The sequence below is a fragment of the Actinoplanes auranticolor genome (assembly GCF_018332655.1).
Taxonomy (GTDB): domain Bacteria; phylum Actinomycetota; class Actinomycetes; order Mycobacteriales; family Micromonosporaceae; genus Actinoplanes; species Actinoplanes auranticolor.
The window spans coordinates 134,491-157,425 of sequence record NZ_BOQL01000058.1; the positions used below are offsets into that span (position 1 = coordinate 134,491).

Genomic DNA, 22,935 nt, shown 5'->3' on the forward strand with positions numbered 1-22,935 from the left:
ACCGTGGGCGATCGATGCCGAAGCGCTGCCCAGCCGGTCCCTGACGGCGTGAGCCGGGGCGGAATTCAATCGGCGCAATAATGACAGTCGTCGTGCAGAAATACGGCCGGCGGATCGGCGTGCACGGTTTACCCGGCATTCCGCCACTTCGCTGGACAAGATTTTCCGGAGCACTAGAGTGGTCGCTGCTTCCACAGTGGAATTCACTGAATGCGCCTCCACGACAAAGTCTCCCGCCGACTGAGGACGCCCATGCCCGAATCACCCTCGTCCGCCCTGCCCCCGCCGGACGACACCCTGCTGCGGGGCCGGCTGCTGTGGCTGGTCGCGGCGCCCGCCGGGGCCGCCGCGCTGCTGTTCGCGGTCACCGCCGGCTACCTCTGGGCCGGCGGGGCGGACCAGTCGGACCTGGTGCTGATCGCCATCTTCCTGGCCGGGGTCATCGCGCTCGTCGTGGTGGCGGGCCGGGCCGTCGGGACGATCCGGGCCCTCGACGACCGGCCGGCCCGGCTGCGGGCCGAGCTCGCCGAGGCCCGCGCGCAGACGGCGCTGGCCCGCGCGGACCTGGCCGACGTCCGGGCCGAGACCACCGCGGCGTTGACCGAAGCGGCCGGATACCGCACGGCGGTCGCGGAGGCGCGGGCCGAGATCGAGACGCTCAGCGAGCGGGTGCGGCTGGCCGAGGAGCGGCCGGTGCCGGTACGCACGTCGGCCGGCCGCCAGGTCGAGGTGTTCGTCAACCTGTCCCGGCGGCTGCAGTCGCTGGTGCACCGCGAGATCAAGCTGCTGGACGCGCTGGAGAACGAGGTCGAGGACCCCGACCTGCTCAAGGGCCTGTTCCAGGTCGACCACCTGGCCACCCGCATCCGGCGGCATGCGGAGAACCTGGCGGTCCTCGGTGGGGCGGTCTCCCGCCGGCAGTGGAGCCGGCCGGTCGCGCTGACCGAGGTGCTGCGCTCGGCCATCGCCGAGGTCGAGCACTACTCCCGGGTCAAACTGGTGCCACCGATCGACGGCACCGTGCCCGGGCACGCGGTGGCCAGCATCATCCACCTGGTCGCCGAACTGATCGAGAACGCGACGATGTTCGCCCCGCCGCAGACCCAGGTACTGCTGCGCGCCCAGCACGTCGCCGCCGGTGTGGCGGTCGAGGTCGAGGACCGCGGGCTGGGCATCCAGCGCGAGGACCAGGACCGGCTTAACAGGCTGCTGCTCAACCCGGAGGACATCAACCTGGACGAGCTGCTGCGCGACGGCCGGATCGGCCTGTTCGTGGTGTCGATGATCGCCCGCCAGCACGGCGTCACCGTGCAACTGCAGGGCAACATCTACGGCGGCACCCAGGCCGTGATCATCCTGCCGCAGCAGCTGCTCGGCTCGGCCCGCGAGGACCGCGAGCCGGTGGCGGCCCAGCCGGCCCTGACCCAGAACACCATGGAGCTGGTGCAGCGGGTGCCGGGTCCGTCCCAGATCGCGGCGCCCCCGCCGACGTGGCCGGCTTTCGCCGCGACGCCGGACACCCCGTCGCCGGCCCGCATCTCCGCGGGCCCGGCCGCCGGATCCGCTGCCGGATCTGTCGCCGGGTCTGCCGCCAGCGTCACCGCCGGATCTGCCAGCGGATCTGCCAGTGGATCTGCCGCCGGGTCTGCCGCCAGCATCACCGCCGGGTCTGTCGCCGGGTCTGTCGCCAGCGTCACCGCCGGATCTGCCGGCGGTTCTGCCGCCAACGTCATCGCTGGCTCTGCCGCCGGATCTGCCGCTGGCGCCGGATCTGCTGGTGGCGCCGGATCTGCTGGTGGCGCCGGATCTGCTGGTGGCGCCGGATCTGCTGGTGGCGCCGGATCTGCCGCTGGGTCTGCCGCCGGCTCGGCGGCCCAGCACTCATCCGCGCAGGCCCTGATGACCGAGCAAGCGACTCTCTCTACCCCGGGCTTCGCGTCCCCGACCGTGGCAACCCCGACTCTCGCCTCCGCGGGAGCTGTGCCACCGGCCTCAGCGCCACCGGCCTCAACGCCGCCAGCCTCCTCCCGGCCTTCTGCGCTGCCTGCCTCTGCGCTGCCTGCCTCTGCGCCGCCCGCCTCCGTTCCCCAGCCTTCTGCGCCGCCCGCCTCCGTCCCCCGGCCTTCTACGTTGCCGGCCTCCGCGCCGCCGGCTTCGACAATTCCGGCCTCCGGGCCGCCGGCCTCCGCGCTACCGTCCTCTTCGCCCCCCGCCTCCGGACCCCCTGCCTCCCCTTGGGCAGTCACCGCGATCCCGGCTTCCGCGCCGCCGAGCTCCGCATCCCAGGACTTTGGATCCTGGGACTCCGATTCCCAGAGCCCCGGTTCTCGGGACTTCGCATCCCGGGACTCGGCATCCCGGGATTCAGCATCCGGGCCCGGCGTTTCAGCGTCTTCGGCTTCGCCGCCGGGGATGCGTGTCTCTGCAGCTCAGACCCCCGGACGCGAATCGAGCAATCAGCTTCTCGGCGCGCAGGTCGAGGCCCGGGAATCCCTCCCCCACGGGCGAGCATCCGGCCCGGCGCCGTTCCCGTCGGTCGGTGGTGAGGTGCCGCGGCGGACCGGGGCCGAGTCGGCCGAGGGCCGGCCCACCGTCACCCCGCCCCCGCTGCCACGCCGGCACAGCCAGACCCATCTGGCGCCGCAGCTGCAGTTCGGGCCGCCTCCATCCGCTCCCGCCGATGACGATGGCGAGCACGATCCCGGCCTCATGGCCTCCTTCATGCGGGGCGTCTCCCGCAGCGAAGCCGGACCGCCCTCCCCGGCCGAGCCGGCCGAGCGCGACCAGCCCTGACGGTTCCGCCTCCAGCTTTCCGAGTCCCGAGCCCGTTGAGAAAGGTGTGCTCAGATGCTGAGCAACGATCCGGTACGTTCCGCCCAGGATCTCGTCTGGCTGCTGTCCGGGCTGGCCGAGCGCGTCCCGGACACCCGTAGCGCGCTGCTGTTGTCCTCCGACGGGCTGCGCAAGGCCGCGCACGGGCTGGACGACGACGGCGCCGATCATCTGGCCGCCATCGCCTCCGGGCTGTTCTCCCTCGCCCGGAGCGCCGGGACACGGTTCGGTGGTGGGGAGGCGGTTCGCCAGGTGGTGGCTGAGCTCGAGGATGCCCTGCTGTTCGTGTCCGCCGCCGGTTCCGGTGCGGTGCTCGCCGTCATCGCCGGCAAGGACGCCGATCCGGGCGTGCTCGGCTACGAGATGGCGCAGCTGGTCAAGAGTGTGCGGCCGTACCTGGGCACCCCGGTCCGGCAGGCGGCCGGCCATCCCGGCGGCGCGGGACGGTGACGATGGGGCGGCCCGACGACGAGCACTGGCTCGACGACGCCGCGGGACGACTCGTCCGGCCGTACACGGTGAGCAACGGGCGCACCCAGCCCAGCACCCGGATGGAGCTGCTGTCGATGGTCATGGCCACCGGCCGGCTGCCGCACGGTCAGCTCGAGCCCGACCATGCCGAGGCGCTCGGGTTGTGCGGCAGCCCCACGACCGTCGCCGAGGTCGCCGCGCGGCTGCGGCTACCCGCGGTCGTCACCAAGATCCTGCTTTCCGACCTGGTCGACGCCGGCGCCATCGACACCCGATCCCCCGGCCCGGCGGCCGAACCCACCAACACGGCGGTACTGGAGACCATTCTCAATGCCTTACAGCGACGACTCTGATCCCTTCCCGACGGCGCTCAAGCTGCTCATCGCCGGCGGGTTCGGCGTGGGCAAGACGACGTTCGTGGGCGCCGTCAGTGAGATCGAGCCCCTGCGCACGGAGGAGATCCTCACCACCGCCGGCGTCGGCACCGACAATCTGACCGGCATCGAGCGCAAGACGACCACCACGGTCGCGATGGACTTCGGCCGGATCACCATCGACCGGCGGCACATCCTGTACCTGTTCGGCACGCCCGGCCAGGAACGTTTCTGGTTCATGTGGGACGAGCTGTCCGCCGGGGCGATGGGCGCGGTCGTGCTGGCCGACACCCGCCGCCTGCAGGACTGTTTCGCGGCGGTGGACTTCTTCGAGTCGCGCGGCATCGGCTTCCTGGTGGCGATCAACCAGTTCGACAACTCCTTCCGGTACGAGGCGGCCGACGTGCGGTCCGCGCTCGACCTCAAGCCCGACGTGCCGATCGTCAGCTGCGACGCCCGGGACAGCCGGTCCGCCACCTCCGTGCTCGTCCAGCTCATCCAGCACCTGCTCGGCGTACATCCCACCCCGACGGCCATCCGGAGCCTGGCATGATCTACGACTCTTCCCCGCACCACCCGCTGACCCCGACCGACCTGGAGGTGCCGCTGCGGATGCGGCGGCTGCGCGAGCTCGGCCTGGGCGAACAGCCCGACCCCGAGTTCGACGACTTCGCCCGCAAGCTGACCGAGGTCACCGGGGCGCCGTACGCGATGGTGAACTTCATCAGTGAGGACCGGCAGTACTTCGCCGGCCTGCACACCGTGGCCAAGGGTGACCCGTCGGCCTCGCCGGGCCGGATCATGGACCGCGACCACGGCTACTGCCCGCACGTGGTCGTACGCCGCAAGGCGCTGGTCCTCGACGACGTCTGCGACTACCCGCGCTTCGCCGGCAACCCGGTGGTCGACGAGATCGGCATCCGGTCCTATCTCGGGGCGCCGCTGATCGACCGGACGGGCACGACGCTCGGCACGATCTGCGTGGTGGACGTGGAGCCCCGACCGTGGGGACGCCCCGGCCTGGAGACCATCAAGTCGATGGCCGCCGAGCTGATCACCCAGATCCACCGCCGGGAGGACAGCCGCTGACCGCGGTCAGGGGGTGACGGCCTCCGCGGCCGGCCGGGCGGCCAGCCGTTGCGACCACTGGCCCTTGGCCGTGCCCAAGGCGACCTCGGCCAGGCGGATCAGCTGCACGTCCGAGGTGCCGGCCGGGGCGAAGATGTGGTGGGCGTCGCGCAGGTAGCGCTCCACCGGCCGGTCGGCGTAGAGCCCGGCCGCGGCGTGGATCTCCATCGCGTTGCGGGCGCTGTCCAGGGCCGACTCCACGTTGATCAGCTTGGCGTTCATCAGTTCCGCGTCGCAGGGCAGACCCTGGTCGAGGGTGTGCACGGCGTGGTAGGCGGCCAGCCGCGCGGTCATCAGCCGGGACTGCATCTGCCCGAGCTTGAGCTTGATCGGCAGCAGTTCGCCGAGCGGCTTGCCGTAGCGGTGCCGCTCGGTCACGTAGGCCGAGGTCTCCTCGACCAGCGCCTGGTGGATGCCGAGGGCCACCGCGGTCAGGTTCGGGCGGCCGTACAGGATGCTGGAGGAGTAGGCCACGGAGAGGCCGTCGCCCTCGGCACCCAGCCGGTTCGCCGCCGGGATCCGGCAGTCGGTGAAGATCAGCTCGCCGAAGCTGAAGCCGTGCAGACCCATCGCCGCCCGGTGCGGGCCGAGCGAGAAGCCCGGCCGGTCCGCCTCGACCAGGAACGCCGACAGCCCCCTGGATCCGGGGCCGGTGCGGACGACCACGCCGTGCAGGTCGCCGACGTGGCTGTTGCCGACGAAGACCTTGCGTCCATTGAGGACGTATTCGGCGCCGTCGCGGACGGCGGTGGCCGACATGCCCAGGACGTGCCCGCCGGAGTGCTCCTCGGTGACCGCGATCGTCGGCAGGCACTCCCCCGCGGCGATCGCCGGCAGCCACTTGGCCTGCTGGTCGGCGTCGCCGAAGTGCAGGATCTTGGCCACGCCCAGCTGGGAGGCCTGCACCATGGCGCCCATCGCGCCGCTGACCCGGGCCAGTTCCTCGATGATGATCGTCTTGGCCAGGTGGCCGAGACCCATGCCGCCGTGCCCGGTGCCGATGGTGACACCGATCCAGCCCTGGCGGGCGATCAGCCGCGAGAGGTCGTGCTGGACCTCGCGGGAGGTTTCCATCTCATTGACCCGCAGGCGCACCTCGGTCTCCGCGAACGCCCGCACCTCCTGACGCAACTGTTCATGGCGCGCGGTCATGAAGTACGCGTCCACTGCAACTCCTCGTGGGGTCGGCAAGCGGCGAGAAACAACGGCGAGTCGGACACGGACACCGGTGGGCGCGCCGCCGCTGCCGCTGATCGTATCCATGCAGACACTCATAGTGATAGATCAACGATCAAGAAGAAAGTTCACAATAGAATGCGCCACCCGTCAATCCGGGCAAAACGGTCCACTGTGGAGCGGCGGTCAGGGGCGTCCGCCGAATGCCCAATTGTGCACCTCGATGCCGGCGTACCGGTCGGCGGTCAGCACTGTCCGCGCCTGGTCGGGATCCACCGCCCGGACCAGCGCCACCGTGCCCAGCCAGGCGGCACCGTCGTCGGACAACAGCGGCCCGTACGCGATCAGGTCCTCCGCCGCAGCCGGCACGGCGAGGTCGGCGCCCGGCCCCGCGCCGAGGCCGAGCACCAGATAGCGCCGGCCGCCGCTGCGGCCGCCGGAGAAGTCCCACATCGTGCGCCCGAGCAGGTTGCGCCACCGGCGCAACAGCACGTCCCGGTACACACCGGCCTGGTAGTTGGGCTCGTCGAAGGCGAACGCCCGGGCCTCGGCCGCGCCGGGCAGGTCGACGATGTGCACGCTGCCGGTCGCCGTCTCGCCGTCGTCGGTGAGAGTCGGTCCGCGGGCGATCATCCCGGCCGCATAGCCGTCCATGTAGGACCAATGCTCCGGAAGCAGCTCGTCGCGCAGCGCCGCGGAGCCGGGCCGGTCCCGGTGGTAGCAGAAGAACTCCATGCCACAGGCTAATCGGCCAGGCGGAACAGCAGCGCGGTCTCCCACTTGTGCATGTCCGGCTCCTCGGCCGGGTTGGTCAGGAGCACCTCCAGCCGGGCGCCCCACACCTCGCCCTCCGGGGTCGGGGTGACGTCCCATTGGACCCCCTGCTGCTGCCCCCAATCCAGCAGGGTGGCGGTGACGCCCATCAGCTCGTCGGGATGCCCGATGTGGGTGAGCGTCGCGTACCGGCCCGCGGGCAGCACGTCGACGAAGTCCGGCTCGGCCACCTCGATCGGCGCCGGCAGCGGGATGCCGGCCTCGACGACCAGCTCGGCGGACATGTCGATGACCCGGTACCGGAAGAAGGGCGCGCCGGCCGGCACCACCCCGCGCTCACCCAGCCAGCCGAACATGGCCGGCAGGTGATCGGCGACCCGGGCGAACTCGGTCATGGTGATCGCCTCGCGCCGGGCGACGTACAACTGCTCGTCGCGCCACAGGACGGTGGGTTCGGCCAGCACGGACGCCTCCTCGTTGACGGGCTCGGCTCCATCATCGGCAACGGTCACCCGAAGCGCACCTCGATGGCCAGGCCGCCCTCCGGTGGCGCGGCCGGGACGAGCGTCGCGCCGTGGGCGGTGGCGATCGCCCGGACGATGGCCAGGCCCAGGCCGTGGCCGCCGGAGTGGCCGAGCCGCTGCGCGCCGAGACGCTGGAACGGCTGGAACAGGCGCTCCAGCTCGGCCGGCGGAATGACCGCACCGGTGTTCCGGACCGTCAGGGTGGCCCGGCCGTCGACGGTCGCGGTGCCGAGCTCGACGTGGCCGCCCGGTGTGTTGTGCCGCAGCGCGTTGTCGACCAGGTTGGCCACCAGGCTCTCGACCAGGCGCCGGTCGCCCGTGGCCGGGGCCGCCCCGAGCCGCACCCGGAGCGCGAGGTCGCGCCGCCGCGCGTCGTCCCGCCGGCCGGCGACCACCGCGTCGGCCACCTCGGCCAGGTCGAACGGCTCCCGGTGCTCGACGCCCTGCTCGCCGGTGGCCAGGGTGAGCAGCGCGTCGATCAGGCGTTCCTGCGCGGCACCCAGGTCGAGCACGTCGCGGCCCACGGCCCGCAGGCCCTCCACCGTGACCTCCGGATCGGCCAGGGCCACCTGGAGCAGGGCCCGCTGGGCGGTCAGCGGCGTACGCAGCTCGTGCGAGGCGTTGGCGACGAAGTTGCGCTGCGAGGTGAAGGACGCCTCCAGCCGCCCGAACAGGTCGTCGAGGGTCGCGGCGAGCTCGGTGAACTCGTCGTTGCGCCCGGTGCGGCCGAGCCGGCGGTGCAGGTTGCTGGCCGAGATGTCCCGGGCGGTCGCGGTGATCCCGCGCAGCGGCCGCAGGAACCGTCCCGCGATGAGCCAGCCCAGCACCAGCGCGACCAGCCCCATGGCGGCCAGCCCGGCGGCGGAGGCGGTGACCACCCGGGCCAGGTCCGGACCCGGGACGGGAGCCACCGGCGGCGGGCCCACGCCGAGGCCCACCGGGCTGCTCTCACGCCCCTGCAGGATCGGAATGCTGACCAGGATCGCCCCGGAAGCCAGGAACGGCACCGCGTACAGCAGGGTCAGTTGGGTCCGCAGCCGGCGGCGGGCGCTCACGGGGCGCCGATCCGGTAGCCGGCCTCGCGGACGGTGTGCACCAGCGGCGGAGCACCGAGCTTGGTGCGCAGCCGGCGGATGGTCGTCTTCACCGCCGTCGTGAACGGGTCCGCCGCCTCGTCCCAGACCCGTTCCAGCAGCTCCTCGGCCGGCACCAGGCGGCCCTGGGCGGCGAGCAGGCACTCCAGCACGGCGAACTCCTTGCCGCTGAGCTCCAGCCGGCGGCCGCCGCGGGTGACCACCCGCAGATTCGGGTCGAGCATCAGGTCGCCGCTGTGCAGGACCGGCGGCAGCACGGTGGCCGGGCGCCGCCCCAGCGCCCGGATCCGGGCCACGAGCTCGGCGAAGTCGAACGGCTTGGGCAGATAGTCGTCGGCGCCCAGGACCAGGCCGGCGACCCGCTGCCCGACCGTGGCGGCCGCGGTCAGCATCAGCACCCGGCTGCCCGAGCCGTCCGCGACGATCCGGCGGCACACCTCGTCGCCGTGCACGCCGGGCAGGTCGCGGTCGAGCACGACCACGTCGTAGCGGGTGACGGCCAGGTGTTCCAGCGCGTCCGGGCCGTCCAGGACCACGTCCACGGCCATGCCCTCGCGGCGCAGACCCGTGCCGAGGGTACGGGCCAGGATCTCGAAATCTTCCACGACCAGTACGCGCATGGCCCCACGATGCCAGGCGCCGGGTGTCAGTGGGGTGTCAGCCGGCGCCACCGTGGCGACACCGGCGCCCGCGTAGACACCACGGCATGAACGAGACCAGCATCGTCGTCAGCGGCCTACGGAAACGCTTCGGGCCCACCCTCGCCCTGGACGGGATGTCCTTCACCGTCGGGCCGGGACAGGTCACCGGCTTCGCCGGCCCCAACGGCGCCGGCAAGTCCACCACCATGCGGATCGTCCTGGGGCTGGACGCGCCCGACGAGGGAAGCGCACTGGTCGGCGGGCGGCCGTACCGCAGCCTGCCCTGCCCGTTGCGCGTCGTCGGCTCCCTGCTCGATGCCGGCGCGCTGCAGCCGGGCCGCACCGCCCGCAACCACCTGCTCTGGCTGGCCCACTCGCAGGGCCTGACCGCGGCCCGCGTCGACCAGGTGCTGGAGCAGGCCGGTCTGACCGGCGTGGCCCGGCGCCGGGCCGGGGGCTTCTCGCTCGGCATGCGCCAGCGGCTCGGAATCGCGGCGGCGATGCTCGGTGACCCGCCGGTGCTGATGCTCGACGAGCCGTTCAACGGGATGGACCCCGAGGGCATCGTCTGGATCCGCGGTTTCCTGCGGGCGCTGGCCGCCGAGGGCCGCGCGGTGCTGCTCTCCACCCACCTGATGAGCGAGCTGCAGGACACCGCCGACCACGTGGTGCTGGTCGGCCGGGGCCGGGTGCTCGCCGACCGCACGATGCCGGAGCTGCTGGCCCGGCACGGCAGCCTGGAACGGGCGTACCTGGAGCTGACCCGCGACGCGGTGGAGTTCCGGGCGGCCGGGTCGCCGGAGGCCTCGCGATGAGGGCGGCGCTGCACGCCGAGTGGACCAAGCTGCGAACCGTGCGCGGCTGGGTCGTCGCGCTGGCCGTCGCGGCGGTGGCGGTGGTCGGGCTGGGGCTGCTCGCCGGCGGGCAGGGGTCGTGCGGGCGCAACGGCCCGCAGTCGGAGTGCGTGCTGCCGGTCGGCCCGGGCGGCCAGGAGGTGACCGACAGCTTCACCTTCGTGCACCGGTCGCTGACCGGCGACGGGAGCATCACGGTACGGCTGAACGGGCTCACCGGCGTCCTGCCCCGCAAGCCGGGCCCGGGTGGACCGGCGGACAGCACCGGCCCGCAGGTGGCCGAGGGCGATCCCGGCGACGGTGAGCCCGGACTCGCCCCGTGGGCCAAGGGAGGGCTGATCGTCAAGGACGGCACCCGGCCCGGCTCGACGTACGCCGCGATCATGCTGACCGGGGCCCACGGCGTGCGGATGCAGCACGACTACGTGCACGACCGGGCCGGTCCGCCCGTACCGGCCACCACGGCACGCTGGCTGCGGCTCACCCGGGCGGGGCAGACGATCACCGGGCAGGAGTCGCCCGACGGTACGGCGTGGACGACCGTCGGCACCGTACGGCTGCCCGGTCTGCCGGCCACGGCGCAGGTCGGCGCCTTCGCGACGTCCCCGCAGTACACCTGGGTCGCCGGCGGCGGCCGTGGGGTCGGCGGTGTGACCGGCGGCCCGAGCCAGGCCACCGCGACGTTCGACAGTCTCGGCCTGCAGGGCACCGCGCCGGACCCGGCCTGGATGCGCACCCTGGTCGGCGGCGGCGCACCCGGACAGCCCGAGGAGGTCGGAGCGGGTTTCCGGGTGGCGGGCAGCGGCGACATCGCCCCGGCCGTCGCCGGCATCTCGGGCATCGGCACCACGATCAGCCAGACCCTCATCGGTACGTTCGCCGGCCTGATCCTGGTGGTCGTCGTGGCCACGATGACGATGACCGCCGAGTACCGGCGCGGAATGATCCGCACGACGGTGGCCGCGGTCCCGCGGCGCGGCCGGGTCCTGCTGGCCAAAGCCGTAGTCCTCGGCGGCACCGCCTTCGGGCTCGGGGTGCCGGCCGCCGCGGTGGTGATCTTCGTGGGCCAGCGGATGCTCCGGGACCGCGGCGTGTACGTGCACCCGGCCTCCACCGCCACCGAGGTACGCCTCGTGGTCGGCACCGGGCTGCTGCTGGCCGGCGCGGCGGTGCTGGCACTGGCCCTCGGTACGGTGCTGCGGCGCGGGTTCACCGCTGTCGTGGCCGGGATCGTGGTGGTGGTGCTGCCCTACCTGCTCGCCATGTCCGTCCTGCCGGCCGAGCCCGCGCAGTGGCTGTTGCGGGTGACCCCCGCCGCCGCGTTCGCCCTGCAGCAGAGCGCGGTGAGTCATCCGCAGGTCGACCACTTTCCGATCCCGGTGAACGGCTACTTCCCGCTGTCGCCGTGGGCCGGTCTCGCCGTCCTGGCCGGCTGGACAGCGCTCACCCTGGGACTGGCCGTGCTGTCACTGCGGCGGCGTGACGTATGAGGCGCGCACTGCACGCGGAGTGGACGAAGCTGCGTACCACACCGGGGACCGGCCTGCTGCTGCTCACCGTCGTCGCGGCGACCGTGGGGATCGGCGTCCTGGCCAGCGCGGTCACCGACTGCCGGGCCGGCGGCTGCACGGTGGACCTCGCCAAGGTGAGCCTCACCGGGGTCCAGCTCGGCCAGGCGGTGGTGGCCGTCCTGGCGGTGCAGGTGATCGGCGCCGAGTACAGCACCGGCATGATCCACCTCAGCCTCACCGCGGTCCCGCGCCGGCTCACAGTCCTGGCCGCGAAGGCACTCGTGCTCACCGCGGTGGTGACGACCGCCGCCGCAGCCGGCGTGGCCGGATCCCTGCTGGCCGCGGACCGCCTGCTGCCACTGGCGGTGACCGACGCCGCGGTGCTGCGGGCCGCCGCCGGATCCGTGCTCTACCTGGTCCTGGTCGGTCTGCTCGCGCTCGGCGTGACGACCGCGGTCCGCAACCCGGGCGCCGCCGCCGGGCTGGTCCTGGGTCTGCTCTACCTCTTCCCGCTCATCGGGCTGGCCACGACGGACCCGGACTTCCGGCGTCACCTGGACCAGATCGGCCCGATGGCGGCGGGCCTGGCCGTCCAGGCCACCACCGGTCTGGACTCGGTGGCCGTCAGCCCGTGGCGCGGACTCGCCGTGCTCGGCGCGTGGGCCGCGGCGGCGCTGCTCGCCGGTGGACTGCTGATCCGGCTACGCGACGCCTAGCGCCTCGGCGACCCCACGCAGCGGCGTCTCGAGCAGGCCGGCGGCGCGCGTGCTGTCCAGCCGGACCTCCGCGGCGCCGGCCGTCAGGTCACTCTCGGCGATCGTGCACACCGGCACGGCCGCCGGGTCGAGTCCGTACCGCCTCGCCACCAGCCGGCCGAGCTCCGCGCGGCTCACCGCCTGCGGCCCGGCGACGTTGATCAGGCCCCGGTATCCGCTCGCCGCCAGTTCCAGGAGCGCGGCGGCCAGGTCGGTCGCGTCGACCGGGCAGCGGACCATGTCGCTGAAGAGCGCACCTCGGGTCCGGCCGGTGATGAGGTCCAGGGCGAAGCGGACCTGCGTGCTGCGCTCGTCGCCGACGATCAGTGAGGTCCGGACCAGGACGGCTGCCGAGTCGATCACGGCGACCGCCGTTTCGGCGGCTGCCTTCGCCGCACCGTACGGGTAGATCGGAGTCGGCACCGCGTCGTCACCATAGGGCTCGGGCCGGCCGCCGTGCAGCGCGTCGGAGGACACGTGCACAAGACGGGCCCTGGCCTCGGCAGCGGCGAGGGCCACGTGGGCCGCCCCGTGGGCGCAGATCGCCCAGCTGTCCGCCCGGTACGCCGCGTTGACCACGACCGCCGGCCGGACTCGGGAGACCAGTGTGAGCACCGCCTCGCGGTTGGTGATGTCCAGCTGGGACCACCCGCTCGTGCCGGTGGTGGAGGTCCCGATGACCTCGTCGCCGGCCGCCGACGCCAGCCGTGCCACCTCGCCGCCGAGATGACCGCTGGCGCCGACGACCAGCACCCGCATCAGTTCGAGGGCTCCACCGGGGCTGCCACGCCGTCGGTGCCGGGCGTCGCCGTCGTGGCCTTCGGCTTCGCGTCGATGCCGGCCTCCAGCCGCTGCTGGGCGGTGATCGGCGTCGGCGCGGTGGTCAGCGGGTCGTAGCCGCCGCGGGTCTTCGGGAACGCGATGACCTCGCGGATCGACTCGTTGCCGGAGAGCAGCATGCAGGTGCGGTCCCAGCCGAGCGCGATGCCGGCGTGCGGCGGCGGGCCGTACTTGAACGCCTCGAGCAGGAAGCCGAACTTGTCCTGGGCCTCCTCCGGGGTGATGCCGAGCAGGTCGAAGACCCGGCTCTGCACGTCACCGCGGTGGATACGGACGCTGCCGCCGCCGATCTCGTTGCCGTTGACCACGATGTCGTACGCGTAGGCCAGCGCCCGGTCCGGCGCCTCCTCGAACTTGTCCATCCACTCGGCGTTCGGCGAGGTGAACGGGTGGTGCACGGCCGTCCAACCGCCGTCGTCGGTCTTCTCGAACATGGGGGCGTCGACGACCCAGCAGAACGCCCAGGCGGACTCGTCGATCAGCCCGGCCCGCTTGGCGATCTCGATGCGGGCCGCGCCCAGCAGCTCCTGAGCCTCGCGGCGCTCGGCGGCGGCGGCGAAGAACACCGCGTCGCCCGGCTTCGCGCCCACCACGTCGGCCAGACCGGCCAGGTGTGCCTCGGAGAGGTTCTTGGCGACCGGGCCGCGCGCCGCGCCCGTCTCGGCGTCCAGCACGACGTAGGCCAGGCCGCGGGCACCGCGCGCCTTGGCCCAGTCCTGCCAGCCGTCCAGCTCCTTGCGGGTCTGCGAGGCGCCGCCCGGCATGACGACCGCGCCGACGTAACCACCGGCGTCGATCGCGCCGGCGAACACCCGGAACTCGGTGCCGCGCAGGAAGTCGGTCAGCTCGGTGAGCTCCAGGCCGTACCGCAGGTCGGGCTTGTCGGAGCCGTACCGGTTCATCGCGTCGGTCCAGGTGATCCGCGGGATCGGGGTCTGCACCCGGTAGCCGGCCAGCTCGCCCCAGAGCTTCACGACGAGCTCCTCGCCGAGCTCGATGATGTCGTCCTGGGTCACGAACGACATCTCGATGTCGAGCTGGGTGAACTCCGGCTGCCGGTCGGCGCGGAAGTCCTCGTCGCGGTAGCAGCGGGCGATCTGGTAGTAGCGCTCCATGCCGGCCACCATCAGCAGCTGCTTGAACAGCTGCGGGGACTGCGGCAGGGCGTACCAGGTGCCGGGCTGCAGCCGGACCGGGACCAGGAAGTCGCGGGCGCCCTCGGGGGTCGACCGGGTCAGCGTCGGCGTCTCGATCTCGTTGAAGTCGCGCGCGTGCAGGATCTCCCGGGCGATCTGGTTGGCCCGGCTGCGCAGCTTCAGCGCGTTCGCCGGCCCGCTGCGGCGCAGGTCCAGGTAGCGGTACTTGAGGCGGAGGTCGTCGGAGGCCGTGATGGTGTCGTCGACGGGCAGCGGCAGCGGCGCGGCCTCCGAGAGCACGACCAGCTCGCTCGCGGTGACCTCGACGGCCCCGGTGGGCAGGTCCGGGTTCTCGTTGCCGGCCGGGCGCTGGGTGACCTCGCCGGTGACCTTCACGCAGAACTCGTTGCGCAGCGCGTGCGCGTCCTCCTCGCGGAAGACCACCTGGACGACGCCCGAGGCGTCGCGCAGGTCGACGAAGATGACACCGCCGTGGTCGCGGCGGCGGGCGACCCACCCGGCGAGCGTCACCGTCTGACCGGCGTGGCTCGCACGCAAGCTGCCGGCGTCATGGGTACGGATCACGGAAACTTCTCCTCACAGGGTTACGGGGCGCACCCGACATTGTGTCAGCTACGCCCCGTCCCGCTGCGCACAGGCCCGGGACAGCCCCCTGGGATCGCTCAGCGGCATTCGTGCGGAGCGGGTTCGGCCACGAACCATCCGTCGGTCAGGATCGGCACCGCCGTGGCGGCGTTCAGCTGGGCAGCGACCGTGACGTCGCCGGGGAAACCATAGGCCCGCAACTCGCGCCCGGAGGCACAGTCGCGCAGGGCGGTCGTTAGGTCGTCTGCGACGCTGCGGTACGCCGCCAGCGCCGTCCCCGCCTCGACCGAGAGATCACCGGCTCCCCGCCGTACCAGGGCCGCGATGAACGCCCCCGCACCCCACAGGTCCTCGACCGCCGGCCGCAACGAACCGTCCGGCCAGCGCTCCCCGGCCGCGACCACCGCGACCGCCTCCCCCGCGCCCAGCCGGCGCACGACGCTCGCGGCGGCCGCGTCCGCGTTGCGCAGCGAGACCCCGACGACGGTCGCGCCCGCCTCGGCCAGCCGCGCGGCGATCGTCGCGCCGTTCGGTGAGGGCAGCACCAGCCGCTCGATCCCCGTGCTGCGCCGGATGCTGTCCGGCGACAGGCTCACCTGGCCCGCCCCCGCCACCTCCTTACGCCCGACCGCCAGCACCGCATGGTGCTCCCGGGCGACCCGCCCGGCCGAGTCGTCGCGCCACCGGTACGGCAGGACCGCGATCCCCCGCTCGACGGCAACGGTCAGTGCCGTGGTGAAGGAGAGCACGTCGATCACGGCGACGAGGGCGGCCCCGGGCCCGGTCGCGTCGGCGCCCGCCGGCCCCCAGTCGAACCGGATCCGGCTGCCGGCCTGCGTCCACGCATCATTCACACCGACTATTGTGCCGCCCGGTCACTCGTCCAACTGTCCCAGTGCTGCCTGGACCGCGTGGTGCTGAGCAGCGCGGTGACCGTCCTCCGGCGGCGGGCCGAGCGCCACCACCCGGTCGGTCACCTCGTGGGTGATCCGGTAGAGCACCACCTGGACCGCGGCCTCGCGCCAGTCGGCGGTCCGGGTGGACGCCGGCCGGTGCCCGAGCACGGTCGTGAACCACGGCGGGAACAGTTCGTAGTCCGCGACCGCGGCGTCGATCCGGTCCCGCACGTGTGCGGCGAGCCGGTCCGCGACCGCGGCGCCGGGATGCGACCGGTACGCCTGCTCCTGCGCGGCGTCACGACCCAGCTCCCGCTCGGCCGCGTCACGTCTCACCCGCGCCGCCGCGACCTCGGCCTCCTGCTCGCTCATCCGGGCCCGTTCGCTCCGGTACGCCGCGGCCGCCCGCCGGAACGCCCACCCGCCCGCCTTGCGGACGGCGAGAGAACGGCTGACGCCCAGCGCCCGCTGCCGCGTCTCACCGAGCTCGCGTTCACTCTGCTCGAAACGCTCGATCTCCTGCCGGCGCGCCGCGCGGGTGGCGTCGTCCATGATGGTCGACCGGACCCGTTCGGCCGCCCGGACGTCCGCGACCAGCGGCGCCAGCTCGGGCGGCACGCTGTCCAGGTCGACCGGGACGTGGCCCTGCTGCCGGCGGAGCAGTCCCTCGATCTGCTGGATCTCCCCCTCCAGCCGGCCGGCCCGGGTGGCGTACTCGCGCAGCTTGCGGTCGACGTGCCGGCGCAAGTCGGACTGCTCCGCGGCCAGGGCGTCGCCCCGGGCGTCGGCGGCGTCGAGCCGGGCGAGGGCCTCCCGGGCCCGCTTCTCCGCGGTCTTGTCGATCCGCTGCATCTCCTGGGTGAGCTGCAGACGCAACGTGTTGACCTTGCTGCCCATCTCGCGGCGCAGCCCGGCGGCGACCCGGGCGAGGTCGCCGGACGCGTCGGCACTCACGGGCCGGTCCCCGGCACGTCGCGGGTGGTGAGCCAGAGAGCGATCGCCGCGGCGAGCACGACCACGACGCCGAGCAGCGCCCACGGGGACAGCACGCCGGCCGCGACCAGCACGGCCCCCAGAGCGGCCACGCCGAGCAGCACGAACGTCAGCACCAGCCGGCGGCGGGCGGCGTCGGCCGCCAGCTCGTCGACCACCGTCATCAGCTCGTCGGTCCCGCTGAAGACCCGGTCGAGCTGACCGGGCCCGTACGGCGGCTCGGCGCCCAGGCCGCCCAGCGCGTCGTGCCGGGCGCGCAGCTCCCGCTGTCGTTCGAGCAGCTCGGCCCGCCGTTGCGATGCACCCACACGCACTCCTCGCGGTCGCGTAGGGCCATGCTCGGCCTAGGCGGTGAGACCGGTCAATCCCTCGGAAGGGTCGAGGGCGTCGAGGACCGCGACCAGGCGCTTCTCCTCACCGATGAAGTGCGTCTCGAGCACGGCGGCGATCCCGTCCAGCTCGCGCTGGAGCCGCGCGGCACGGGCCGCCGTGTGCTCGCCGCTCAACTGCTCGCCCACCGCGCCCGCCCTGGTCAGCAGGCCGGCGATGATCTGGTGGTCGCGTTCCAGCTCGGCCAGGAACGCCCGCAGGTCGGGATGGCGCGCGGCGAGCAGCGGGAACACCTGGACGTCCTCACCGGTGTGGTGCCGGGTGACCGCTGCGCAGAACGCGAGGCAGTGGGCGCCCAGCTCGGCGTCGGGCACGAAGCCCTCGCGGAGATCGGCGAGCATGTCGCGCAGGCCGATGTGGATCTCGATCAACTGCTGGCCGTACGCCCGGAAGCGGGAGTATTCACTCTCCACGGAGATGTCCCAATGGTCCGGCGCCTCCATGCCCGCGGCGGTCTCCTGGCCGGGTGCACTGCGACGCTGCGCCCATCCGATCAGGCCGCGCCGCCGCCCGTCAAGCCGCCCGCCGTGCGAGGGTTGTCCCATGATCACACCGGACTGGGAGCGGCGGATGGCCGGCGCGTGGGCGTCGTTCGACGAGCTCGACGAGGCGCGGTTCCTGCGCCTGGTCGAGGACCTCACCGGCGAGCTCGCCCCGGACGACCCGGTCGGCCTCTTCGAACGCGCCGGCTCGCTCGACGCCGTCGGGCGCACCGGCCCGGCCGTGCCGCTCTACCGGCGGGCGCTGGCGGCCGGGCTGACCGGCAGCCGCCGCCGGCAGGCCGTCATCCAGCTGGCCAGCTCCCTGCGGGAGCTGGGCGAGGCCGCCGAGAGCGTCGCGCTCTTGACCGCGGAAATGGCCGCGGGATCCGATGAGCTGGACGACGCGGTGAAGGCAGTGCTGGCGCTGGCGCTGGCGGACGCGGGTCGGGCACGCGAGGCGGTGGGGATCGCGGTCGGCGCGCTGTCGGCTCACCTGCCGCGCTACCAGCGCTCGATGGCGACCTACGCGCGGCTGCTGCTGGAGCCGGACCCGGCCGCCGACCCGGAGGCCGACGTCCACTCCTGACCCCCGCTGGAGCCGGACCCGCCGATCCCGAGGCCGACGGCGGCTCGTGACCGGCCGCTGTAGCCAGCCTTTCCACCGAACCGAGGCCGGCGTCCCCTCCCGACCCGGTGCTGGTCATCGCCGCAGGTCGGCCGTCATCTCGTGCACCTCGGCGAGCCGGTCCGCCAGGTCGCGGGGGTGGCCCGGCGCGTCGGGGCGTGCGTCCCACGGGCGCGGGCCGGACAGCGGGCGATAGTTGACGCCGAGGGCGTCCAGCCGGGCCAGGTGCGGGCCGAGCCGCGCGGTGAAGTCGGCGTGATCGCGGGCCGGCGGTCCCCACACCGCCTCGGCGAAGGCGCACAGCCGGGGATAGGTCTGGTAGTCCACCCGGCGGGCCGACTCCAGGTGCTCGGTCCACACGTTGGCCTGCGCCCCGATGATCCGGCCGGCCTCGGCGTCGCTCAGTCCGGGCGGGACCGGGTCGAAGGCGTACACGTCGGCCAGGGTGAGCAGCGTGCCGACCGGGGTCGGTTCTCCCGGGTCGTCGGACTGGCGGTAGTCCAGGTAGACCGAGGTGTCCGGGCAGGAGACCACGTCGTGCCCGGCCCGGGCGGCCAGAACGGCCGGCTCGGCGCCCCGCCACGCGGCGATGGTGGCCCCGGCCGGCGCACCACCGGCGAGGATCTCGTCCCACCCGTAGATCCGGCGGCCGTGCCCGGCCAGATGCTCCGCGATCCGGGCGGTGAACCAGGTCTGCAGCTCGTGGGGGCCGGCCAGCCCGGCCGAGGCGATCCGGGACCGGGCGGCCGGGGTGTCCCACTCGCCCGCCGGGCATTCGTCGCCGCCGATGCCGATCAGCTCGCCCGGGAAGATCGCGACGACGTGGTCGAGAACCTCGCGGCAGAAGTCCAGGGCCTCGTCGGAGACGTTCAGCACGTGCGGGGAGATGCCCCAGGAGGTACGGACCCCGCCCGCGAAGCCGTTGCCCAGCTCCGGATACGAGGCGATCGCGGCCTGCATGTGCCCCGGCATGTCGATCTCCGGCACCACGGTGACGTGCCGGTCGGCCGCGTACGCGACGATCTCCCGCAGGTCGCCGGGGCTGTAGTGACCGCCGTGCGGCCGGTCGTCGTAGCGGTCGTGGATCCGCGAGCCGAGCATCGTGCGGGGCCGCCAGGCGCCGACCGTGGTCAGCCGGGGCCGGCCCGGGACCTCCACCCGCCAGCCCTGGTCGTCGGTCAGGTGCAGGTGCAGCACGTTGAGCTTGTGGAACGCGGCCAGGTCGACGAAGCGCAGCACGTCGGCGACCGGCATGAAGTGGCGCGCCACGTCCAGCAGCACGCCCCGCCAGCGGAAACGCGGCGCATCCTCGATGTGCACGGCCGGCACCGGCTGCGGACCGCGGACGATCGGGGCGCGGCGCAGGGTGCCGGCGGGCAGCAGTTGGCGGAGCGTCTGCACGCCGTGGTGCACGCCGGCCGGGGAGCCGCCCCGGATGTCGATCCCCGTGGCGTCGACATCCAGGACGTACCCCTCCGGCGGCAGCCCGGCCACGACCCGCAACCGGATCTCTCCGCCCGGCCCGGCACTGGCCGGCCCGGCACTGGCCGGCCCGGCAGCGGTCGGGCCGGCACCACCCGATCCGGCAGCGGTCGGGCCGGCACCCTCCGGACCAGCACCGGCCGGGAGCAGGTCACGGACCCGGGCGGCGAGGCGCTCCAGGCCCGGATCGGCGGTCACCGGCGTCCCGGGGCGCAGGGTGAAGCTGCCGGGCCCGGGCACCAGCACCGCCGGGCGGGGGATCAATCCTTCACCGCCCCGCCCAGGCCGGCGACCAGCCGGCGCCGGACCAGCAGGAAGAAGATCAGGACCGGCACCGTCATCAGCGTCGAGGCCGCCATGATCGCCCCCCAGTCGTTCTCGTCGGGCTTGAAGAAGACCAGCAGCGCCATCGGCAGCGTCTGCCGGTCGGTCGCGCTGATGATGAAGGTACGGGCGAACAGGAAGTCGTTCCACGCCGTGATGAAGGAGAACACGCTGGTCGCGGCCAGTCCCGGGGCCACCAGCGGGAACAGGATCCGCCACAGCACGGTGAACCGGCCCGCGCCGTCGAGCTGGGCCGCCTCGTCCAGCTCCTCCGGGATCGCCGCCACGAAGCCGCGCAGCATCCAGATCGCGAACGGCAGTGTGAACGCGGTGTGCACCAGCATCAGCGAGCCCAGCGTGTTCAGGCCCACGCCCGGGACCTGGGTGCCGAGGTCGCGGACGAGGAAGAACAGCGGGATGGTCAGCGCCTCGATCGGCACCATCTGCGCGATGAGGAACAGCACCAGCACAGTGGTGCGCATGCGGAACCGGAAGCGGGTCAGCGCCACCGCCCCGAGGAAGGCGCACAGTCCAGACAGGACGACGACCACGAGCGCGACGAGCAGGCTGTTCAGGAAGTAGCGGCCGAAGCTGTCCACCGCGAGCACCCGGTGGAAGCTGTCCCAGCTGGGCGCCAGGGTCCACGGCCGCTGCTGCAACGACTGGATCTCGCCGGCCGGTTTCACCGCGGCCAGCACCATCCAGTAGATCGGGAAGACCGTGCCGACGGCGAGCAGGATCGCCAGGGCGTCGAGCAGGCGGCGGGTGCCCCTCACAGCGGTTCCCCCGATCGCCGCAGCGTCCGCAGGTAGAGCAGCGTGACGACGAGCAGGATGACCATCATGACCACGCCGATCGCCGCGCCCAGGCCGTACTCGCCGGCCGCGAACGCCTGCTGGTAGGCCCAGACGTTGAGGGTGAGGTTCTGCCCGGCGATGCCGCCGCCGCGGGTCATCACGTAGATCTGGGTGAAGACCTTGAAGTCCCAGATGATCGACTGGATCACCACGATGGCCAGCAGCGGGCGCAGGACCGGCACCATGATCCGCCAGAAGGTACGCCACGCGCTCGCGCCGTCGATCGCGGCGGCCTCCAGCACCGATCTCGGGATCGCCTCGATACCGGCGTACAGGGTGATCATCACGAACGGGAACGAGTGCCACACCACCACCGCGCCGACCAGGGCGAAGGCGGTGTAGCGGTCGTACATCCAGTTGAGGCCGGTGACGCCGAGGGTCTGGTTGACCAGGCCGAGGTCGGTGTCGAAGAGGAACATCCAGACGGTCGAGCCGGAGACCGCGGGCACCGCCCAGGCGGCCATGGCGGCCAGTGAGAGCAGCAGCCGGGGCACCTTGCTGATCCGGGTCAGCAGGACGGCGAGGGCGGCGCCCACGGCGAGCGTGGCCAGGACGCAGGCCGCGGCGAAGAACACGGTGGCACCGAGCACCGACCAGAACTGGGCGTCACCCAGCAGCTGGGTGTAGTTGGCCAGGCCCACGAACCGGGTCGGCTGTCCGCCGCTGACCTGGGCCTGCCGGAAGTCCAGGACGGACAGCAGGCCGAGCTGCCACATCGGATAGACGAACAGGGTGCCCAGGACCACCGCCGCCGGCAGCAGCAGCCAGAGCGGCGTCCGGACGCGCCGGCGCGGGCGCGTCCGGACCGCCGGCAGCGCCGTGGTCACTTGCCCAGGGCCGCGTTGATCGCCGTGGCGGCCTCGTCGGTGGCCGCCTCGACCGTGGCTTTGCCGGTCACCACCTTCTCGATCATGGTGGGCAGCACGGCCTGCGCGTCGATCTTGCCCCAGCCCGGGTCGAGCGGCACGAACTTCGTCCCGGCGTCGATGGTGGACAGGAACGGCTTCAGGAACGGGTCCTGCCCGGCGACCTCGGCCCGGGCGGCCTGCAACGTCGGCAGGTTGCCCATGGCCGCGTACATCTTGGTCTGGTATTTCTTGCTCGCGAGCAGGGTGAGGAAGTCCGCCGCCAGGGCCGGCCGCTGGCTGTTGCGCATGATGCCCAGGTTGTTGCCGCCGGCGAAGGCCGGGGCGATCGAGCCGGGCTTGCTGCCGGGCAGCGGCACGACGGCGTACTTGCCCTTGGCGGCGCCCGCGTCGACGGCGGCCCGGTTGAAGTTGCCGATGATGGCCATCCCGGCCTTGCCACTCGCGAACAGCTCGACGGTCTTGCCACCGGTGAGGTCCGCGCACTGCTGCGGCGGGCAGTTGTCCGGCTTCAGCAGATCCGTGTACGCCTTCAGCCCGGCCCGCGACTGCGCGGAGTTGATCGAGGTGATGTCGCCGCCGGCGTCCCAGATGAACGGCAGGGCGCCGAAGGTGTACTTGCCGCCGACCGCGATGCCGAACAGCTCCGGCTTCTGAGCCCGGATCGTGCGCGCGGCCGCGGTGAGCTCGGCCTGGCTGGTCGGCGGGCGCAGGCCGAGCTCGGTGAACACGTCGGTGCGGTAGTACAGCGCGCGGACGCCGAGGTACCAGGGGACGCCGAGCAGCGTGCCCTGGAAAGTGGCACTGGCCCTGGCGTCGGCACTCAGGTCGGCGCCCTCGGGCCAGGCGGTCACGGCCGGGCCCAGGTCGGCGAGCCCGCCGGCGGCCGCGTACTCAGGCAGGTCGGTGTTGCCGTACTCGACGACGTCGGGCGCGCTGGCCGGGTCGTTGAAGGCGCCCTTGAAGCGCGCGCTACGGGTGTCGACCGCCAGGTACGCGACGTCGACGTTCGTGTCGGGGTGCGCGGCGGTGAACTCCGCGACCGCCTCCTTGACCACGGCGTCCTTGGGCGCCCGGTTGGGCTCGTCGAAGAGCCACACCTTGAGGGTGCCGGTCCGCGCGCCGCCGTCCGAGGGCGCGGTGGTGGGCGACGAGGTGGACGGGGCGCACGCGGTCACGGTGAGGGCGAGGGCGGCGGCAACCGCCAGACGCAGACGCATAGGGTCACTCCTGACGTTCACTGAGGAACCAGGTTCGTAAGTAGTTCGTTGATTGAGTGCCCTCAGAGTGGAGTGTGGAGCTGC

General features: G+C 73.0%; 24 protein-coding genes. 9 read left to right on the top strand and 15 right to left on the bottom strand.

Annotation, left to right across the window (positions count from 1 at the left end; all coding sequences use genetic code 11):
* Positions 1-252: 252 nt before the first annotated feature.
* From Aau02nite_RS46850 to Aau02nite_RS33890, 5 genes are read left to right on the top strand one after another with little or no spacing between them, the layout of a single operon-like run.
* Entirely contained in the window at positions 253-2,793 is a 2,541-nt protein-coding gene (locus Aau02nite_RS46850; protein ID WP_246595633.1) for an ATP-binding protein, read from the top strand.
* A gap of 54 nt (positions 2,794-2,847) precedes the next feature.
* Positions 2,848-3,282: a roadblock/LC7 domain-containing protein gene (locus Aau02nite_RS33875; protein WP_212992678.1), complete on the top strand. Its 435-nt coding sequence runs from the start codon at positions 2,848-2,850 to the stop codon at positions 3,280-3,282.
* A 2-nt stretch (positions 3,283-3,284) separates the two neighbouring features.
* Complete coding sequence (locus Aau02nite_RS33880; protein WP_212992679.1) at positions 3,285-3,656, top strand: DUF742 domain-containing protein; 372 nt, start codon at positions 3,285-3,287, stop codon at positions 3,654-3,656.
* A complete protein-coding gene (locus Aau02nite_RS33885) occupies positions 3,634-4,230 on the top strand; it encodes a GTP-binding protein (RefSeq protein WP_212992680.1) in 597 nt (198 codons plus the stop codon). The genes Aau02nite_RS33880 and Aau02nite_RS33885 overlap by 23 nt, the downstream gene beginning before the upstream one ends.
* Positions 4,227-4,766, top strand: a complete 540-nt coding sequence (locus tag Aau02nite_RS33890) for a GAF domain-containing protein (protein ID WP_212992681.1) — start codon at positions 4,227-4,229, stop codon at positions 4,764-4,766. Before Aau02nite_RS33885 ends, Aau02nite_RS33890 begins: the two co-directional genes overlap by 4 nt.
* A gap of 6 nt (positions 4,767-4,772) precedes the next feature.
* Here Aau02nite_RS33890 and Aau02nite_RS33895 read toward each other — a convergent pair whose 3' ends face one another.
* The 5 genes from Aau02nite_RS33895 to Aau02nite_RS33915 all read right to left on the bottom strand — a co-directional run bounded on the left by Aau02nite_RS33895 (position 4,773) and on the right by Aau02nite_RS33915 (position 8,993).
* On the bottom strand, positions 4,773-5,972 hold the full coding sequence (locus Aau02nite_RS33895) for an acyl-CoA dehydrogenase family protein (protein ID WP_246595634.1): 1,200 nt from the start codon (positions 5,970-5,972) through the stop codon (positions 4,773-4,775).
* Between the two features lie 195 nt (positions 5,973-6,167).
* Positions 6,168-6,716: a YciI family protein gene (locus Aau02nite_RS33900; protein ID WP_212992682.1), complete on the bottom strand. Its 549-nt coding sequence runs from the start codon at positions 6,714-6,716 to the stop codon at positions 6,168-6,170.
* Between the two features lie 8 nt (positions 6,717-6,724).
* Positions 6,725-7,267 (bottom strand): GyrI-like domain-containing protein, encoded by a 543-nt coding sequence (locus tag Aau02nite_RS33905; protein WP_246595635.1) that lies wholly within the window; start codon positions 7,265-7,267, stop codon positions 6,725-6,727.
* Positions 7,264-8,334 carry a sensor histidine kinase gene (locus Aau02nite_RS33910; protein ID WP_212992683.1) on the bottom strand — a complete coding sequence of 357 codons (1,071 nt, stop codon included), beginning with the start codon at positions 8,332-8,334 and terminating at the stop codon, positions 7,264-7,266. The genes Aau02nite_RS33905 and Aau02nite_RS33910 overlap by 4 nt, the downstream gene beginning before the upstream one ends.
* Positions 8,331-8,993, bottom strand: a complete 663-nt coding sequence (locus tag Aau02nite_RS33915) for a response regulator transcription factor (RefSeq protein WP_212992684.1) — start codon at positions 8,991-8,993, stop codon at positions 8,331-8,333. Before Aau02nite_RS33915 ends, Aau02nite_RS33910 begins: the two co-directional genes overlap by 4 nt.
* Before the next feature lie 86 nt (positions 8,994-9,079).
* Between Aau02nite_RS33915 and Aau02nite_RS33920 the strand changes: the two genes are divergently transcribed.
* From Aau02nite_RS33920 to Aau02nite_RS33930, 3 genes are read left to right on the top strand one after another with little or no spacing between them, the layout of a single operon-like run.
* Positions 9,080-9,829, top strand: a complete 750-nt coding sequence (locus tag Aau02nite_RS33920; RefSeq protein WP_212992685.1) for an ABC transporter ATP-binding protein — start codon at positions 9,080-9,082, stop codon at positions 9,827-9,829.
* Positions 9,826-11,358, top strand: a complete 1,533-nt coding sequence (locus Aau02nite_RS33925; protein WP_212992686.1) for a DUF1349 domain-containing protein — start codon at positions 9,826-9,828, stop codon at positions 11,356-11,358. The genes Aau02nite_RS33920 and Aau02nite_RS33925 overlap by 4 nt, the downstream gene beginning before the upstream one ends.
* On the top strand, positions 11,355-12,095 hold the full coding sequence (locus tag Aau02nite_RS33930) for an ABC transporter permease (protein ID WP_212992687.1): 741 nt from the start codon (positions 11,355-11,357) through the stop codon (positions 12,093-12,095). Before Aau02nite_RS33925 ends, Aau02nite_RS33930 begins: the two co-directional genes overlap by 4 nt.
* On the opposite strand, the gene Aau02nite_RS33935 is transcribed toward Aau02nite_RS33930, so the two are convergent.
* The 6 genes from Aau02nite_RS33935 to Aau02nite_RS33960 all read right to left on the bottom strand — a co-directional run bounded on the left by Aau02nite_RS33935 (position 12,081) and on the right by Aau02nite_RS33960 (position 17,540).
* Positions 12,081-12,893 (bottom strand): sugar nucleotide-binding protein, encoded by an 813-nt coding sequence (locus Aau02nite_RS33935; protein WP_212992688.1) that lies wholly within the window; start codon positions 12,891-12,893, stop codon positions 12,081-12,083. The two genes, Aau02nite_RS33930 and Aau02nite_RS33935, sit on opposite strands and share 15 nt — an antisense overlap.
* A complete protein-coding gene (aspS, locus tag Aau02nite_RS33940) occupies positions 12,893-14,695 on the bottom strand; it encodes an aspartate--tRNA ligase (protein WP_212992689.1) in 1,803 nt (600 codons plus the stop codon). Before aspS ends, Aau02nite_RS33935 begins: the two co-directional genes overlap by 1 nt.
* Positions 14,696-14,793: 98 nt before the next feature.
* Entirely contained in the window at positions 14,794-15,570 is a 777-nt protein-coding gene (locus Aau02nite_RS33945) for a 2-phosphosulfolactate phosphatase (RefSeq protein ID WP_246595636.1), read from the bottom strand.
* 21 nt (positions 15,571-15,591) lie between these two features.
* Entirely contained in the window at positions 15,592-16,566 is a 975-nt protein-coding gene (locus tag Aau02nite_RS33950; RefSeq protein ID WP_212992690.1) for a hypothetical protein, read from the bottom strand.
* Positions 16,563-16,913, bottom strand: a complete 351-nt coding sequence (locus Aau02nite_RS33955) for a hypothetical protein (protein WP_212992691.1) — start codon at positions 16,911-16,913, stop codon at positions 16,563-16,565. Before Aau02nite_RS33955 ends, Aau02nite_RS33950 begins: the two co-directional genes overlap by 4 nt.
* 36 nt (positions 16,914-16,949) lie before the next feature.
* Entirely contained in the window at positions 16,950-17,540 is a 591-nt protein-coding gene (locus Aau02nite_RS33960; protein ID WP_212992692.1) for a hemerythrin domain-containing protein, read from the bottom strand.
* Between Aau02nite_RS33960 and Aau02nite_RS33965 the strand changes: the two genes are divergently transcribed.
* Entirely contained in the window at positions 17,539-18,063 is a 525-nt protein-coding gene (locus Aau02nite_RS33965) for a tetratricopeptide repeat protein (RefSeq protein WP_212992693.1), read from the top strand. The genes Aau02nite_RS33960 and Aau02nite_RS33965 overlap by 2 nt on opposite strands.
* Before the next feature lie 114 nt (positions 18,064-18,177).
* Here the strand turns inward: Aau02nite_RS33965 and Aau02nite_RS33970 are convergent, their stop codons facing one another.
* From Aau02nite_RS33970 to Aau02nite_RS33985, 4 genes are read right to left on the bottom strand one after another with little or no spacing between them, the layout of a single operon-like run.
* Positions 18,178-19,848, bottom strand: coding sequence for a beta-N-acetylhexosaminidase (locus Aau02nite_RS33970; protein ID WP_212992694.1), 1,671 nt, complete (start codon positions 19,846-19,848; stop codon positions 18,178-18,180).
* Positions 19,845-20,684 (bottom strand): carbohydrate ABC transporter permease, encoded by an 840-nt coding sequence (locus Aau02nite_RS33975; protein WP_212992695.1) that lies wholly within the window; start codon positions 20,682-20,684, stop codon positions 19,845-19,847. The genes Aau02nite_RS33970 and Aau02nite_RS33975 overlap by 4 nt, the downstream gene beginning before the upstream one ends.
* Positions 20,681-21,592 (bottom strand): carbohydrate ABC transporter permease, encoded by a 912-nt coding sequence (locus Aau02nite_RS33980; protein WP_246595637.1) that lies wholly within the window; start codon positions 21,590-21,592, stop codon positions 20,681-20,683. The genes Aau02nite_RS33975 and Aau02nite_RS33980 overlap by 4 nt, the downstream gene beginning before the upstream one ends.
* Positions 21,589-22,851, bottom strand: a complete 1,263-nt coding sequence (locus tag Aau02nite_RS33985; protein WP_212992696.1) for an extracellular solute-binding protein — start codon at positions 22,849-22,851, stop codon at positions 21,589-21,591. Before Aau02nite_RS33985 ends, Aau02nite_RS33980 begins: the two co-directional genes overlap by 4 nt.
* Positions 22,852-22,935: the final 84 nt, after the last annotated feature.